This is a genomic window from Streptococcus sp. SR4 (assembly GCF_000517725.1).
Taxonomy (GTDB): Bacteria; Bacillota; Bacilli; order Lactobacillales; family Streptococcaceae; genus Streptococcus; species Streptococcus salivarius_F.
In genome coordinates, this window is sequence record NZ_AZYW01000006.1 from 84,321 (window position 1) to 101,851 (window position 17,531).

Here is a 17,531-nt window from a genome sequence, read left to right on the forward strand (position 1 = left end):
GTTAATTGTTTGTGTTGTCATGAGCAACGACCTCTTTCAATAGTTCGCTGTGACATCATTATACACATCTAACATAGCAAATTCAAGAATAATAATATCCTTCGACCACAAATGGTCCAAATATAGCACCAACAGACAAAAAGAAGTAAGCACATCGAGCGGTTATTTTTCTATTGCTTTATTGACATAAAAACATATGTCTAACGCTATTCCTTATATTTTTCTATCATTCTTTATGATACAATAGCATCAATTTATTTTTAGGAGGATAATATATGACTTCTACTATTGGTATTGTGAGCTTATCTAGTGGAATTATCGGTGAAGACTTTGTCAAGCACGAAGTGGACTTGGGGGTCCAACGACTCAAAGACCTGGGACTCAATCCTATCTTTTTACCTCATTCGCTAAAAGGCTTAGACTTTATCAAAGAACATCCTGAAGCTCGTGCAGAGGATTTGATTCAGGCCTTTTCTGATGATAGCATCGACATGATCCTATGCGCCATCGGTGGAGACGATACCTATCGCTTGCTACCTTATCTTTTTGAAAATGACCAACTACAAAAGGTTATCAAACAAAAGATTTTTCTTGGCTTCTCGGATACGACCATGAACCATCTCATGTTGCATAAACTAGGAATCAAGACTTTTTATGGGCAATCCTTTCTAGCAGACATTTGTGAATTAGACAAGGAAATGCTTGACTATAGCCTTCACTACTTTAAAGAATTGATTGAGACTGGCAGAATCTCAGAAATCCGCCCTAGTAACGTTTGGTATGAGGAACGGACTGATTATAGTCCCAAGGCTCTGGGAACACCTCGTGTCAGCCATGCAAATACAGGTTTTGACTTGTTACAAGGCAATGCTCAGTTTGAGGGAGAAATCCTCGGTGGTTGTCTTGAGTCTCTCTATGATATTTTCGACAACTCTCTACACGCAGATAGCACAGACCTCTGCCAAAAATACAAACTTTTCCCTGACTTATCCGACTGGGAAGGAAAGATTCTATTGCTAGAAACAAGTGAAGAAAAGCCTGAACCTGATGATTTCAAAAAAATGTTGCAAACTTTAAAAGAAACTAGGATATTTGAGGTCATCAGTGGACTCTTGGTCGGGAAACCTATGGATGAAACCTTCTATGACGACTATAAGGAGGCTTTAATGGACATCATTGATAGCAATATCCCGATTGTCTATAATCTGAATGTCGGCCATGCCACACCAAGAGCGATTGTTTCCTTTGGAGTCCACGCGTATGTAGATGCAACGGAGCAAGTCATTCGCTTTGATAATCACAAATAAAGCTGGGAAGAATTTCTCAGCTCAGATTGAAGTAATCAGACGATTACTTCTTTTTATTTTCTTAAACAGCGAAAATTGGGTAACAAGATACTCAAAATAAGAACTATAAAAATGCCCAAAACCATAATTGTAGTATAGGGATTAAAGCAGAGACTTATTAGCAAGGCAAGACTTATTCCAATCATTAGGTATCCCAACTTTCTCACTACTGATTTACTGCTCTGGTTATGATTTTTTGTAGCCAGGCCAATACTTTTAGGAAGATAATTTCCAATCACTAGAAAAATAAGTGCCACTAACCAAATCACAGTCAAGCGAACTTGAACATGACCTCCTAAGGCAACAGTCAATATAAGACCTTGGATAAGCACAGTAGAGATTGGGACAAACCATAGCATAAACTCTTTTAAGAATGGGATCGTTATTTGTTTAAAGAATGAAAAACAGAGATTATATATGATTAACGCAAGAAAAGGAAGTGCAACAATTGCTAGATTGCGGTTCATAAAACCATTGGCTTACTCTTCAACATTAAAGTGGATTGCAATCTGATTTGGTAGTTGTTTGTAAAAGACTAGTCCGACAATAACCGGTGTAAGTATTACTATATTACTAATGACTCTTTGCATATTATTTTTCATCTTCTTTTCCTCCAAGTGATTGAATCCAAGTTAAAATTTCTTCAAAAACGGTCAAGTTCAAACTATAGTAGATAAAATTCTTCTGCTTTTCTTCTTCAATAAGTCCCGCTTTTCTCAAGGTAGACAAATGATGGGAAACTGTTGCGGGAGCCAAGTCAAACTGCTGGCTGATTTCACCAGCGGACTTGGGTCCAGACTTTAGATAGTCTAAAATTTCTCTCCTCACAGGGGCAGAGATAGCTTTTAGTGTTTCAGATAAGCCCATGAGTTCCCTCCTTTCTCCAAATACGACATGTCAGAAGTCCAATACCTAACACATAAATAGCTAAAATAAGTTCGATTAGTAAGAGATTGCTGACTATCCCTAGCTGATAAGCACCTGCCAAAAAATCAATGGCAGCATGGAGTATAATTGCCCAGAAATAGAATGAAAGTCTATGCTTAGTGACTGCTAGAAAATCCCAAGCTGTAAGCAAGACTTGTAACACCAAGGCAACTATTCTTTCAAAGAGAGACATAAGCACAGCAAAGCCTGTTAATTGATTGACCTGACCTACTAGAAATGAAGGTAACTGACTGGCCTGACCTGAATGGACGGCCTGTAAAACAATGATGTTAGTGAGTAAGCCCATCACTCCAAGCAAGATAAATTCACTAAGACCATGTCCAAAACCGTAAGCTACAATATCAGACGTCATCAAACTTCTTTTCTTTTCGAGAATCTTAAAAACCAAATAGCGTGTTGTTTCTTCAACAAGACCAGCCATAAGTCCTCCATAAACAATGGTAAACCACTTAGAAGAGTGAGTAAAACCAGATAAAACCAAGGCATTGATAGGTCCTTCAATCATCATGACTGGTAAGGCAAAGCCAATCAGTCCCACTAAAAAGAGCTTGAGCGAAAACTTCCATCTTTTCCTCAGGACGATAAAACTTATGATGGCGATAACTAACATGGCAAGAATTGTCATAAAAAGGAGTGTTTCCATTTGATTTATCCTTTCATTGAGACGGAATAAGAATACTATCTTGGTGAGAATACCTATTTCTATACTTTTCGAAATAGATTATACGCTTTTCATAGACTACAGTCAATTCTATTTCGAAAAAAATCGAAATAGAATCACAAAAAAAATCGTGAAAACGATCTTTTTTGTCATTTTAATTATTAATCATCACAAACAGATAAATCATCTAAAAAACATGGCGATTGATGACAATCCTATTGCTAGATTAGCGTTACGTTCTGATTCATTTTGGAATTCTGTGAGTGTCTTACTCAATTCACTCAATCCTGAACTCAGTGAAATCCCTTTAGAAAGATTGTCGACAGCTAGAACTTGAATAGCTCTGCGTAACTCTGCAAGAAGTTCACCATTGTCCTTCTTTCCAACTTCTATTTCGTTTTTAAACGTTACGAGCAAGTTTCTCTCTTCTTCAGTTGTTTCTGGATTTAAAATGAGATTATAGATATTGTTTAAGATATCTTCAATTTGGATATTATCACTTTTTGTCAACTAGAACACTCCCTAAATAGATCCTGCTTTTCTCAAGGTAAACATTTGATTTATACTATCATCGAATTCGGAAAGAAATGCTATCTTGGTGAGCACACCTATTTTCTTTTTTTGAAAAAGATTCTACGCTTTTCATAGACTACTGTCAAGACTATTTCGAAAAAATCGAAATAGAGATACAAAAAAAGACCGTTTTCACGATCTTTTTTTCTTGAGAATTTTCCCTCATTCTCGTCTGTGTGTTCTCTGAGCAGTCACTGGGGCTACTACTACTTATCTTCCTGGGACATATTCGCCAGTGTTGGCATCGTAGTAACGGCGTTGGCCATTGACTGTGACGTAGGCTCCTTTAACTTGGCGACCTGATTGGTCAAAGTAAAGGTGTTGGCCATTGATGACTTGTTCCCCTGTCACTGCATAACCATCTGCTCCAAAGTAAGCCCAGACATTAGGCTCGATTTGAGCGAAGCGGTTGGTTACAGGTTGACCGTCGTTTTCGTCATAGTACTTGTAACGACTGCCGACCTTAATGGCCTTGCCTTTGTATTGGATACCATTTTCGTCAAAGTAGTATTCCTTGCCATTGATAGTCCACTTGCCTTTAAGGGCTTGGCCATCAGTATTGAAGTAAGACCATTGGTTTGGTGCAATCTCAGCAAAGCTGCTTGTGACAAGAGCTCCACTGTGGGCATCATAGTAATAAGTCTTACCATCTTCGACAACAGTTTTCCCCTTAACTTGGATACCATTTTTATCAAAGTACTTAAGGTATCCATGATCAGCACGAACTTGGCCGATAGCCAGTGAACCGTCTTGTTTGAAGTACATCCACTGGTCATCACCAACTTGGAGGTAGCGTCCGCTAGCAAGAATACCTGATTCTGGCTCATAGTAATACTTAATGCCGTTTTCCTCGATAATTTCACCCTTAGCTTGGCTACCATCTTCCTTGAAGTAATAGAGGTGACCATCAATGTATTGACGTCCTGTGACACGGTTACCTTCTTTATCAAAGTAGTTCCAAGCCTTAGTTGCTGGGTTATAGACAAAGATGCTGCGTCCGATTTCGCCTGCTGGTGTGATGTAGCGAGCCTTACCATTTTCAAAGATAATAGAATCTGCACGATTGCTGTAGGCCGTACCGACACTACCATCTTGGTTAAAGTAATAAGTCTTACCGTCAATGACACGTGAGCCAGTCACAGTGTTACCATCAGCGTCAAAGTAATAACGTTTACCTGTGCTGCTGTCTGTCGCAAAGACGTTACGTCCCATGTCACCCGTTTCAGCAACATAGTAATGCAATTTGCCATCATCTGTACGAACAACGCGATCCTTAGCCTGGATACCAGTTTCACGGTCAAAGTAGAAATGGTGGCCACTCCAATGAAGGTTACCTACTACCATTGTTCCTTGAGTCGTAAAGGCACGAACCTGCTTATGTTTGTCATCAAAATCAACGAAGGCATTCTTAACCATTGCGCCGTCTAGACCGTAATAGTAGGTATAGCCGTTGCTAGCACGACGAAGGGCGTTACGCAATTGGATACCATTGTCAAAGAAATAGTAATCCTTGTTATTGATGTTTTGGGCACCCTTGGTCATCTTACCATCACCACCAAAGTAATACCAGTTGCCGTTACCATCTTGAACAAATTCATTCTTAACAGCTTGGTTATCACGTAGGAAATAAACATCTTGTCCACGACGTTGGAAGACTTGAGTGCTTGTGATGGCACCAGTATCACGAAGTGGTGTTGGCAAGAGTTGGCTGTTGGCTGAAGTATTAAAGTACTGGTTAGTCTTGTCATCACGAAGGACATAGTTGATACCTCGTCCAAGGATATTAGTTCCGTTGAAGTACTTAGCAGACCATTTAGTAATCTTTTCATTCGTAGGCAACTGTTTTCCATTTGAGATTTGCACACGGTTGAAAATAGATGGGTACTTAGCTTTAAGCTCATCAAGGAAGGCACCACCGTATTTACCTTGATAGTCTGTACCATCTGTACGAGTATTAGCCACATAGGCTTGGTCAATGATTTGGTAGCCTACTTGGTGGTTACCATAACCATTAACACGTGTCGCATTTACCACTTCTTTTCCTGGGAGGTTATAGATTTGGTCTGGCACCCAGTCAGCAATGGCTTGAATACCGTCTTTATGGAGGGCACGAAGAACGTTAAGGAGGTCCTCAAGTGATCCGTATTTATTATTTTGACTCAAGGCCATATCGTAACGGTCATCAAAGGCATAACCATTATCAATTGTTGAGTCAAGGAAAGTGCCATCTTTACTTGAAACATACTGTGGTGGAAGTCCGACCGACGTGATTCCCCAAGCTTTGAGCAAGTCAGTGTTCTTAGCCAAGACACGGTTCATGTAGAGTTCTGGCTGATCGTCCGCAAAAGCTTGGAAGTTTGAGAAGGCTTCATACATGACTTGCGAATCAAGGGCTGCTGAAGACTTGTAAACTTGACCGTCGCTATTGGCACGATTACTTGGCTGTGTACGTGCATCTTGATTAGCCTTAGCTCCGTATGGTACCCAGACACCGAGGTAACCTGAGACTTGGACATTTTCTACACCGAAAACATCGTTGGCATTGAAGGTCAAGTTCCCATTCCAGTCAGTGCGTTTAAGAAGGTTTTTAGGCACATCAGAATCGTTGAGGTAGGTTGCTATACCATCTTTTGTTGTCAAAAGCAATGGGCGATAAAGCTGATTACGGTGTGCTCTACCCATGTTCATCGTTACAGTTTCATTGCTACCCAAGCGGAAATCATAGTTGTTGGTCATGATGACACCCATACCTTGCGTACGAGTTTCTGAAGTTCCCAAATCAGTTCTGTTATTGGCACCTTTACCATAACGAACAGATGTCAAGAGGCCATCATTTCCGACTTTCTTCACTTCCATGTCTTGACCACCAGCTACATACTTGATACGAGCACGCAAGAGGGTGTCGATGGCATCAAAGTAAGGCGTCTTTTTAGCCATGTAGTGACCATCCTCACGATAGAGGTCTCCGTAATAAACACGTGTTACAGAGTCCTTGTTGGTCAACATGAGAGCATAAACAGATGGCAAGTTGTATGACGCATAAGTCTTGTGAGCCTTATCAATATCCTCATTGTAAATCTCGAAGGCTTTCTTGATTTCATCACGAGTGAAATTGTAGCCAAACAAATTTGGATTGATACGATCACGGATGATACGTTGGATAATCGTTTGAGCTTCCGTATCGTGGGCACGGGTGAAAATATAGTTAGCCATACGTTCACCATTTTTATCGTTAGCACCACGTGGATTCAAACTACTGTTGATGAAAGCAGTCATGTCCCCAAGCTGCATACGTGTATTTTTATCACGCATCAAGAGGTTGGTAAGGGCATTACGAAGGGCATTATCAATCGGAAGTTGTGCCCCCTTAGTGTCCTTGTTATAGTATGGGTCGTTGGCAGACCAAGCTTCCAAGTATGACAAGTGCTTAATGGCATTGGCTTCAGACTTGTCCACACCATAGGCTGCTTTGAAGTAATCTGAAGCGATTTGGAGAAGGTCGGCATCCACATTGTCCAAGGCATCGACACGCAAACCGTCAAAGTTTGCTGTTGGGTCATTGGCCATGATGCTTCCGATATTCATCATAAAGTGAAGCCAGTTAAGTTGCTCTGCCTGAACTGCTGGGTTTGAGTTATCAATATCGTTGGCAAGCAAGAACTCAAGACCACCGATAGAATTGTCCTTGAAGTACTTACGCGTACCCGTCTGGTTAGTCGGTGTGCGGTTAAGCAAACGATAGTCAGAGTTGGCGTGACTCGTACGGTTGCCAGTATCACCCTTACTGTTGTTAAAGAGCAACTGTCCACCTTGCAAGTGGTCGTATGAACTATTTTCAGTGCTACTATTCCAACCTGGCTGAGTCTTGATGAACTGGTCGATACTTGTACGCAACCAGTTTGTGTTTCCTTCACGAGCGATACGTTCTTCAATCTTAGTCTGAACCATCTTGGCAGCTTGGTCTAGACTTTCCTGGCTAGAGTTGGTTGAGAATGAGCCTGCACCAAGACCTTGATTTTGCATATAGTTGAGGTAGTTAACCTGAGTTGACTTGTCAGGCCACCAAACCATCAAGAGTGGACGTTTGTCCGCTTCAGTTGAAGCTGTCCAAGTCTTACCATCCTTGAGAATGCTCTTTGGACGGTACCAAGCATCCGCTGTGATGAAGGTGTCGAGTTGGTCCAAAGACTTGTCATCGTTTTTGTAGAGCTGGTTTCCAGATGAAAAATCTACGGTTGCCTTGATAGGTTCTGTTGAAAATTCATCCTGTGACTTGGTCGCAAGAGCCCCTGTTTCAGCATCAAAGTAATAAGACTTACCATCTTGCTCAAAGACAAAGTTCTTACGCACACTACCGTCACTATTGACATAGTATTGTTTGCCGTTAATCCATTGGATTCCAGTCGACGTGTTGGTGTTAGCTTCACGAGTTTCTGCCAAGGCACGACGACTACGTGTACGAGCTTCTGTATTTGCCGTATCAGTTGTTGCTGCACGGTCTGTAGTGGCTGTTGTAGTATTGTTAGTTGTATCTGTAGTTGTAGCACTCGTATCAGCTGCAGCTGGTTGCACATTTGTGCTTGGTGCTGCTTGACCTGAGTTGGTGTCAACTGTTGCTGCGTTTGTGGTAGGTGCTACTGCTCTATCTGTGACAGCTGTTGTCGTGCTAGTGGCGTCTGCGACAGGTATGTTGACACTAGCAGTATTGGCATCTGTCGCGATAGTTGGTGCTACCGTAGTTGCTACATCATTAGTTGTGGCAGGTGTTTCTTGAAGCAAATCCTGACTGCTATCACCCGACTGATTCGCAGGATTTTGCTCATCGGCCTGAACCTGTTGATTCGCCAACAAAGTTCCACCAGCAACAGTAACCATTGAGAGTGCTGTTACCCCAATTGTCACCCAATTCTTCTTCACTTTATGCATTTTAAAGCGTACTTTTTGTTCCATATTATATACCTTTTTCCCTTATATTATTTCTATCATAAGCTATTTGACAAGGGAATACAATTACACAACTATAATGTCAGCTTAATGTATAGCCCCTAGTTTTCTAAGAAATCAGGCTCAAATGAATGGTAGACGAAACGAGGAATTGGTAACTAACGGTATCATTAGGTTATAGCCCCTCCAAGCACTCCTTGCACCCCAACAATCTTAATTTATTTTTAAATAAAAAAACCTTCATTTCTAAGATGAAATAAAGGCTTTGTGGGAGGTATTAGCGAATGACTGTGAAAGTATGTGTGGCTAATGGGTTAGGAGGTTGCGCTGCTTTCCATGTTTGGTAGTCCGAAAAACTCTTGATTGGTGTTTTTAATTATTTTCCATGTACTACCACCTAGTAAAAAAGGCACCTATGGTCTCAATAATTGCATAGAGGAATGCTTTTTTACGTGTTCTGGAATCTGTTTTATAAAAGTAATAATTCGAAATTAAAAGAAATAATATGACAATGATAATCCAAGCCAAGATAAGCATGATTTTCCTCCTCTAAAAAGCCAGTTACACCTTGAGTTTAACGAAGATAGTTCCCCATAACTCCCCCTAACTCTATTTTCCTAAATACAACTATAGTACCCATTATAACACGGCTATGGCTCCTTCTTTTGAATATGAGAGGGACAAAATTATTAGGATTTAAGCGTGGAAAAAGCACCTAAACAAACAGCAAAACCTTATCTTCACTAAAAAAACCAGCAAACGCTGGCTTTTTTGTCTATTTAATCATCTAGAGTTCTGATAGGAAAATAATAATAGTAATTTATATAGGAAAAGGAAAAATTCGCTCTAGATTTTTAAAGTACATCTTAATTAGCGACGCTGTCTCAATTCACCAGTTTTAGCATCACAGAAGAGGCGTTTACCACCAACATAGACATAACGTCCCTTAACTTGGCGACCTGAACCGTCAAAGTAAAGCTGTTTGCCATTGATGACCTGTTTCCCAGTCACTGCTTGACCTGCTGCGTTGAAGTAATACCAGCAGCCACGTCCAGCTTCGACAAAGCGGTTCACCACTTGCTCACCAGTGTGGGCATCAAAGTAGCATTTCTTACCTTGGACAGTGAGCAATTTACCTTTGACTTGAGCACCATTGCTGCCAAAGTAGTAAACTTTATTGTTAATGTTTTGAAAACCTGTCACTTTGTGACCATCTTGGTTAAGGTAAGCCCATTGGTTAGCCGCAATTTGAATGAATTGGTTAATGACTGCTTGACCAGTAACGGCATCATAGTAGCGTCCTTCAGCCCAGCCACCTTTTAATTGGCTGTGGTCTTTATTGAAGTAATAGAGTTTACCATCAATCACTTTTGCACCTTGAACGAGGCAACCAAAAGCATCCGCATAATACCAGTTGTTGTTTTCAAAGATAAAGCGTGAAACAGCCATTTCACCTGTTTGAGCTGAAATGTAGTATTGCTTGTTGCCTTGTTGCATCATCTGACCTTTGATTTGACGGCCTTCTGAGTCAAAGCAGTATTCTTTACCATTGATGATACGTTTTCCTGTCACAGCGTAACCATGTTCATCTAGGTAGTACCAAGCTTGGTTTTCTTTATTTTGAACAAAAGTATTTACAGCCATATTACCAGTATCAGGGATGAAGTAACGGATACGGCCATCTGAGAAGCGAATAAACTTGTCTTTCGCTTGGATACCTGTTTGTGTATCAAAGTAGAAGGTTGTGCCACACATTTCAAGAAGACCAGTAGCCATGTGACCATAACAATCGAAATAGCGGACATCCTTACGATAACCTGCAAAATCGTAGAAACCGTTGATAGCTTTCACACCATTTTTATCGTAGTAATAAGTGTAGCCATCGCTACCTTTAACAAGTGAGTCACGGGCTTGAAGACCATTTTCAAGGAAGTAATAAGCCTTACCATCGATAACCTTTTCACCTTTGACCTTTTGGCCATATTGGTCGTAATAATACCATTGATTTTCGCCTACACGTACAAATGAAGACTTGGCATTGTTCGAATCAACACTTGGTTTAGTCTCACCTGTGATGATTTGGTAACCTGAGTTATTTTGTTGATTTCCTTGTGAAATGATAGTGACATTAGCATTTGAACCGTTTGATTGACCTACTGTCACGTTTGGAAACAGTTTATTAGAGTTCGAAACGATAGTCACATTCGGCGTTGTTCCTGAAGCCGTGATGGTAATTGTCGTGTTTCGACCACCATTCCAATGAATGCCGTTTGAGTCAGACGAACTTGTCGTAATTGTCGCAAAACCGCTAGCTGACGATGATGATGACCATGATGATGAAGACGAGTAAGAATACCAAGCTGAACTTGATGAGCTTGAAGAACTTGACGCACTAGCACTTACTGATGCCGAACTGCTACTTGATTGGTAAGCAGAACCCGTTTGTGATGAATTAGAGGTTTGTGTTCCTACTACTTGAGAAGATTGTGACGAGCTGACTTGACCAGATCCACCACCTACCACAGTCTGTGATGAGCCTCCTGTTGAGACAGATGATGAAGACTCGTAGCCTGAGCTTGTTTGACTGCCATAGTTAGATGACACCGCTGACAAATGGCCAGCATCTTCCGTCAAGGTTGGCGAATAGCTTTCATTAATCAATGAAGCACTTGACTCAATGCCTGCATCTGTTTGTTCAAAACCGTCTCCATTAGGAAGTGACACTTCATCTGCTTGTGCCGATTGATCTGCTAAAAGTGCTCCACCCGCAAGTGCAACCATCGACAGCGTACTAACTCCAATAGTCACCCAGTTTTTCTTGACCTTGTGCAACTTAAATCCAACTTTCTTTTCCATAACATACACCTTTCAATATAACTTTATTTCTCTATACTATGTTAAGGGATTTTGGAAGCGAATACAATTACAGATGCATAACCCTAGTCTCATAAGACTAACCTTCTACCCATAATCCATTTGAAGAAACAAGCCTAAGATATATACCTATAACCTTTATATGTTAGAAAACGTTACCAAAAGAACGTTTGGATTTTGTTAACTTTACACAGAAATTCCGATGTTTAGCCGTTTTAGCTCCCCCTTCATTAGAGGACTGAGTATAGTTTAAAACGAAAGTAAGCAATTTATTGACGATTCTATTAATCAAACTCATTGTTTGCTTACAATCCACTAGACATTTCGAGGGAAAATGATAAAAGAAAAGTACTTGAAGAAAAATACTTCAAGTACTTAAAAGTTTTGAAATTATGTGGAAAGCTACTGATTTTCAATCTATAAGCTTCTGGGATAGTCTCCAAAATACATTTTTCCTGCCTAATTATCGTTTTCTGACCCAAGCTCCAGTATTGGCATCATAGTAACGGCGTTGGCCTTTAACCCAGACGTAACGGCCTTTGACCTGACGACCAGAAGCGTCGAAGTAGAGGTGTTGACCGTTGATGACTTGTTCACCTGTTACGGCTTGGCCTGAGGCGTTAAAGTAATACCAAACACCGCGAGAAATTTGGATGAAGCGATTGGTTACGGCTTCACCACTATTGGCATCAAAGTAGTATTTCTTGCCTTTATAGGTAAGGAGTTTACCCTTAGCTTGGACACCATTGCCTTCAAAGTAGTAAAGTTTACCATTGATATGTTGGAGACCAACTACCTTTTGACCATTTTGGTTGAGGTAAGCCCATTTGTTGGCACCAACTTGGACAAAGCGGTTGGTTACGGCCTGACCTGAATCACCATCATAGTAACGGCCGTTGGCCCAGGCACCCTTGACTTGGCTATAATCATTGTTGAAATAATAGTGATTACCATTAATGACTTGAGCACCTTTAACCAACTTACCATTGCCATCGACATAGTACCACTTGTTGTTTTCCGTCACAAAGCGTGAACGGGCAATTTCACCACTATCGCCATCAAGGAAGTAACGTTGGTTATTGATAGTGACAAAGTGTCCTTTAACCTGACGGCCTTCATTGTCAAAGTAATATTGCTTACCGTTAATAGTTTGAAGGCCTGTCACGGCATAACCGTTGCTATCGAGGTAATACCAAGCCTTGTTTTCAGGATTTTGCGCAAAACGGTTGACTGCGAGATTTCCTGTATCTGGAATGAAGTAACGTGTGCGTCCGTCCGCAAAGCGGATGAACTTGTCTTTGGCTTGAATACCAGTCTTTTCATCGAAATAGAAGGTTGTGCCATACATGTCATGGAGACCACGATACATTTGACCGTTGCCATCAAAATAGCGAACGTCTTGGCGAGGACCTGCAAAGTCGTAGAATCCGTTAAAGGCCTGAACCCCTTTAGGATCGTAGTAATAGACGTGACCATCACTGCCTTGGCGAAGGACATGGCGTAGCTGGAGACCATTGTCTAGGAAGAAATATTTCTTGCCATCAATGACCTGTTCACCTGTGACCATGTTGCCGTTCTTATCAAAGTAATACCACTGGTTAGCACCGATTTGAATGAAGGTATTCTTGGCAAGGTAACCACTCGTTGAGAGGTATTGGACCTTATCTCCCACCCTACGGAAACCAGTTGCTGTGATTTCTGTCATTTGTTTAGGAAGGAAGGTTTGACCTTCTTTAAGGCTGAAGTGTTGATTTGTGGCGTTATCTTGCAAGACATAACGAGCCCCTGTGCCTTGGATATTGCTTCCATTGAAATACTTGGCTGACCATTGCGTGATTTTCTCATTGGTTGTCAATTTACGGCCATTTGAAATCTGCACGCGCTCAAAGATAGCTGGGTATTTCGCCTTCAACTCATCGAGGAAGGCACCACCGTACTTGCCTTGGAAGTCATTTCCAAAGGTACGTGTTTTAGCTGCATAGAGACTATTGTAGATTTCGGCATTTGGACGTGGTGTGCCGTAGCTGTTGGTACGTGAGGCTGTTACCACTTCTTTTCCAGGAAGATTGTAAATTTGGTCTGGAACCCAGTCAGCAATGGCTGAGATACCTTCTGCGTGAAGGGCACGAAGGGCATCCATGAGGTCTTTGAGTGAACCGTATTTGTTGTTCTTACTCATGGCAATATCGTAACGATCCTCGAAGGCATAGCCATTTTCAATGATAGAATCCAAGAAAGTGCCGTCTTGGCTAGACACGTACTGTGGCGCAAATTCAAAGGAAGTGATTCCCCACTCTTTGAAGAGTTTGGCATTTTGAGCAATGACACGGTTGGTGTACTGACTTGGTGTCTTAACGAAATCTTGGAAGTTTGAGAAACCTTCGTAAATGACCTGTGAGTCAAGAGCAGCTGATGATTCAAAGACCTGCTCACCTTTCTTGGTCGTCGAAGCCTTGGTTCGAGCATCTTGGTTTTCAGAAGCACCTACTGGCACCCAAACTGCCAAATAACCTGAAACTTCAACGGTTGAATGACCAGTGATATCATCTGCTGTAAAGGTCAAGTTCCCTTGATTGTCAGTATAGCGAACCAATCCAGCTGGCACATCAGAATCCTTGAGGTAGGTCGCAAGACCTGTAGATTTGCTGAGAAGCAATGGACGGTAAGCCTGGTTTTTGTGGGCAGCTCCCATATTGACCACCAAACGGTCATTTGTTCCCAACTTCATATCTGGACGGTTGGCTGTAAGGACGAGCATTCCTTGGTTGCGTGTTTCGGCAGTACCAAGCTGGTTGGCTTCTTCTGCTCCTTTACCATAACGCACAGATGACATGATTTCATAGCCATTAAGCTTAGTAACCTTCATGTCTTGACCACCTGCTACATATTTGATGCGAGCACGAAGCAGGGCATCGATAGCATTATAGTATGGTGATTTTTGAGCCATGTATTGGCCATCGTCGGTAAAGAGGTCCCCGTAGTAAACACGAGTGATACTGTCCTTGTTGGTCAACATTGTGGCATAGGCAGCTGGGATATTGTACTGGGTGTACTTTTTATCAGCCTTGCGCATGTCCGCATTGTAGATTTCAAAAGCCTGTTTGAGCTCATCCATAGTGAAGGTGAAACCATCTGTTTTTGGATTAATCTGCTTGCTAATGATATTGGCCAAAACAGCTTGCACTTCACTATCATGGGCACGCACAAAAATATAATTGGCATCACGTGGCGTGTGTTTCTGCTCACTTGAACGGTTGTTAAGAGAGTTAGTAATCACGCGCTCCAAGCTGCCACGGTAATTGCTCTTACGCAAGAAAGTCGTCAAAAGCGTTTCACGTAGTGGATTGTCGATAGACAACTGAGCACCCTTGGTATCCTTGTTGTATTGATGATCGTTGTAAGACCAAGCTTCAAGGATTGACAAGTGGGCAATAGCGTTGGCTTCATTGTCTGCGACACGGTATTTTTCCTTGAAGTAGTCAGAAGCAATCTGCAAGAGGTCCGCATCCACATTGTCCACCGCATCGATACGAACACCGTCAAAGTTGGCACTTGGATCATTGCCAAGGATAGAACCAATGTTCATGATGTAGTGGAGCCAGTTTAGTTGCTCTGCCTGAACAGCTGGGTTAGAGTTGTCGATATCGTTAGCCAAGAGCAACTCGTAACCACCATTTGAACGGTCAATATGATATTTGCGTGTCCCCGTTTGGTTAGTCGGTGTGCGGTTCATGAGGCGGAAATCTGAATTGGCATGACTTGTCGCACTATTATTTAGGAAGGTCAGTGCTCCTCCTTGCAAGTGATCTTTACCAACTAAGAGATTGTCCTCACTCTCAGAGTTCCAGCCAGGCTGTGTTTTGATGAAATCTGACATCAACTGGCGAAGCCAAGTGGTATTGCCCTCACGACCAATACGTTCCTCGATTCCTCGTTGAACCGTTTCGGCAGCGGCTGCCAAGTCATAGCTCATCATGTCGGTCGTATAGGTCTTATCACTAAAGCCTTGTTGACTCATATAGTTGAGGTAATTGACTTGTGTCACCTTGTCTGGCCACCAAGTCATCAAAAGGGGACGATAATCTTTCTCAGTTGAAGCTGTCCAATTCTTCCCATCCTTCAAAATCTGTTTTGGACGGTACCAACTATCAGCTGTCAAGAAATTATCCAAGTGTTCAAAACTCTTGCTTGATGTGTCGTAGGCTTGATTGTAAACCGCATTGATAGAGTTATTTGGAATGGCATCGGCACGATACAAAGGTTTACTTTGATCTACCATAGCCCCAGTCTCATCAAAATAATAAAGACGCCCATCAAGTTCAATGGCTGCGTTCTTTTTCACGACGCCATTTTCAACATAATACTGCTTGCCATCAATAGTCTTCAAGTTGGAAGCTACTGGCTTATAGTCAAGACTTGGCTGACTTGGTTGGACTGGCTTGTTAGGTTGAGACGGCTGGGACGGTTGACTCGGTTGAACAGGTTTGTTTGGTTGATTTGGCTGCGTTACAATGGTCACATTTGGTCTTGTGCCATTTGGACTTGTCACCGTCACGTTTGGCTTAGGAGTGTTTGGCCCTGTGATAATGGTTACATTTGGTGTCGTACCGCTGGCCGTAATCGTAATGTTAGTGTTGCGGTTGGCATTGATACGAATAGTGCTATCAGCAGCGCGTGTGGCGATTGATGGTGCAGCATTGGTCAAGACTCTAGGTCTTGCTTGTTCTGTCACACTTGGAGTAGACTGAGCACTTGTTTGCCCAGCTACTTGAGTTGATGTCTGACCTTGTGACACCTGTTCCGTAGTCTCTGTCTCTTGGCCACTGGATTGAGTTTGCGAAGAAACTGCCACTTCTTGACCGATAACTTGACTACTTTGTGCTTGGACAGTTGCCTCTTGAGTGACCGCACTTGCTACCACCTGAGAGCTTGTTTCGTGACTTACGCTTGCTGTTGCTACTGCTGCCACACTTGCTTGAGCACTAGCTTGCTCAGTAACAGTTGTTGTCGTCACTAGACTAGCAGTCCCATCCTCACTCAGCTGTTGCAGGCCATCACCATTTGGCGTGCTTGTCTCATCAGCCTCTATCTTACCTTGAGCTAGGAGGCTTCCGCCTGCCAAGGCAACCATTGAGAGAGTGGTCACCCCGATAGTTACCCAGTTTTTCTTAACCTTGTGTAGTTTAAAACGTACCTTATTTTCCATCTATATCAATCATCCTTTTTCTGTTGTTGACTCTACTCTATGATATATTCAGACAAATTACAAATAGGAAAAAGTCATCTTCTTTTCATAAATCTCTGCCATGCGCTCAGTTATATTAACTTTGATTAGCGAAAATGAGACCTTACACTTCATGTAAGGTCTTAAATAGAGAGTATCTGATTCTCAAACACTTATTCTTAAAGGATTTTCATCATTAAAGTAAGCTTCAATTAAGCTTAAGAGATAGCAAAACTATGAGAGAAGCAGACCCTAAAAAGACAATTCTGAAAAGAAAATTTTAGATAGAAAGACTCTATTTTTTCATCTGACTAAGATCGTGGTCTGTCTATGAGGAACAAAAATTAAAAATATAAATGATTTACACAGGTGAATTCTTATTTGACTAACGAAACTAAATATAGAATCTTTTATGTCAGTTCTTTAACATTTTAGGTATTTCTGTTAGTTTCTATTGTTTATTCTTAAAAAAGGATTATAATGAAGCTAGGTGAATATGTAAGCGTTTTAATCTTGCTTTAAAGGACACTTGGGGATTATCTAAAAGATTGACATTACTTGCCTAATGCCTAAATAAAAATCATAGTAGGATGACCATTCCTGAGTCACTTTGAATCATCAAACTAGGGCTCATTTCTAAAAATACAGCATCATCTCAAACTAGAGCTCTAGAGGGGACGCCCCATACTAGTAAGCTCTAGTTTTTTGTGTCTTAGAAACCCCAAAAAAACGAGATCTTCCATGCTTAGAAAGGAGGAAAATCCCCAACGACTCTCGTTTTTCTAAAATCATTTCGTCAGGACTCATGTTTGACTTGAACAGTCTCACAATACCGAAATTGAGGAGACTTGGAAAAATAAGGATTGTCATTAAAAAGATTGCCCCACAACCTTAGGGACTCTACCCAATGCTCACTTTTCATAAACTCTCATGACAGCCCTTATTTTGCAGTATGTAAAAA

The 17,531-nt window shown here is 41.5% G+C and carries 8 protein-coding genes; 1 reads left to right on the forward strand and 7 read right to left on the reverse strand.

The features are described 5' to 3' along the window. Positions 1-275: 275 nt before the first annotated feature. On the forward strand, positions 276-1,307 hold the full coding sequence (locus tag HMPREF1519_RS00410; protein ID WP_037610545.1) for a S66 family peptidase: 1,032 nt from the start codon (positions 276-278) through the stop codon (positions 1,305-1,307). A gap of 518 nt (positions 1,308-1,825) precedes the next feature. Here HMPREF1519_RS00410 and HMPREF1519_RS10725 read toward each other — a convergent pair. The 7 genes from HMPREF1519_RS10725 to HMPREF1519_RS00450 form a co-directional block, all read right to left on the reverse strand. Further along, the gene (locus tag HMPREF1519_RS10725) at positions 1,826-1,948 is read right to left on the reverse strand and encodes a DUF1648 domain-containing protein (RefSeq protein WP_306669501.1); all 123 of its coding nucleotides are present in this window, start codon (positions 1,946-1,948) and stop codon (positions 1,826-1,828) included. Continuing rightward, positions 1,938-2,213, reverse strand: coding sequence for an autorepressor SdpR family transcription factor (locus HMPREF1519_RS00420; RefSeq protein WP_002891308.1), 276 nt, complete (start codon positions 2,211-2,213; stop codon positions 1,938-1,940). The genes HMPREF1519_RS10725 and HMPREF1519_RS00420 overlap by 11 nt, the downstream gene beginning before the upstream one ends. Beyond that, the gene (locus tag HMPREF1519_RS00425; RefSeq protein ID WP_037610547.1) at positions 2,200-2,937 is read right to left on the reverse strand and encodes a YhfC family glutamic-type intramembrane protease; all 738 of its coding nucleotides are present in this window, start codon (positions 2,935-2,937) and stop codon (positions 2,200-2,202) included. The genes HMPREF1519_RS00420 and HMPREF1519_RS00425 overlap by 14 nt, the downstream gene beginning before the upstream one ends. 201 nt (positions 2,938-3,138) lie before the next feature. After that, positions 3,139-3,465 (reverse strand): bacteriocin immunity protein, encoded by a 327-nt coding sequence (locus tag HMPREF1519_RS00430; protein WP_021146107.1) that lies wholly within the window; start codon positions 3,463-3,465, stop codon positions 3,139-3,141. Positions 3,466-3,738: 273 nt separating this feature from the next. Then, positions 3,739-8,478, reverse strand: a complete 4,740-nt coding sequence (locus HMPREF1519_RS00435; RefSeq protein WP_037610549.1) for a glycoside hydrolase family 70 protein — start codon at positions 8,476-8,478, stop codon at positions 3,739-3,741. 864 nt (positions 8,479-9,342) lie between these two features. Then, positions 9,343-11,328 (reverse strand): KxYKxGKxW signal peptide domain-containing protein, encoded by a 1,986-nt coding sequence (locus HMPREF1519_RS00445; RefSeq protein ID WP_022496376.1) that lies wholly within the window; start codon positions 11,326-11,328, stop codon positions 9,343-9,345. A 481-nt stretch (positions 11,329-11,809) separates the two neighbouring features. Next, the gene (locus HMPREF1519_RS00450; protein WP_037610551.1) at positions 11,810-16,552 is read right to left on the reverse strand and encodes a glycoside hydrolase family 70 protein; all 4,743 of its coding nucleotides are present in this window, start codon (positions 16,550-16,552) and stop codon (positions 11,810-11,812) included. Positions 16,553-17,531 lie beyond the last annotated feature (979 nt).

What these genes read in the sequence shown, in the direction of transcription:
- HMPREF1519_RS00410 (WP_037610545.1), top strand. Translation starts at nt 276, where the DNA reads ATGACTTCTACTATTGGTATTGTGAGCTTATCTAGTGGAATTATCGGT.
- HMPREF1519_RS10725 (WP_306669501.1), bottom strand. Translation starts at nt 1,948, where the DNA reads ATGAAAAATAATATGCAAAGAGTCATTAGTAATATAGTAATACTTACA.
- HMPREF1519_RS00420 (WP_002891308.1), bottom strand. Translation starts at nt 2,213, where the DNA reads ATGGGCTTATCTGAAACACTAAAAGCTATCTCTGCCCCTGTGAGGAGA.
- HMPREF1519_RS00425 (WP_037610547.1), bottom strand. Translation starts at nt 2,937, where the DNA reads ATGGAAACACTCCTTTTTATGACAATTCTTGCCATGTTAGTTATCGCC.
- HMPREF1519_RS00435 (WP_037610549.1), bottom strand. Translation starts at nt 8,478, where the DNA reads ATGGAACAAAAAGTACGCTTTAAAATGCATAAAGTGAAGAAGAATTGG.
- HMPREF1519_RS00445 (WP_022496376.1), bottom strand. Translation starts at nt 11,328, where the DNA reads ATGGAAAAGAAAGTTGGATTTAAGTTGCACAAGGTCAAGAAAAACTGG.
- HMPREF1519_RS00450 (WP_037610551.1), bottom strand. Translation starts at nt 16,552, where the DNA reads ATGGAAAATAAGGTACGTTTTAAACTACACAAGGTTAAGAAAAACTGG.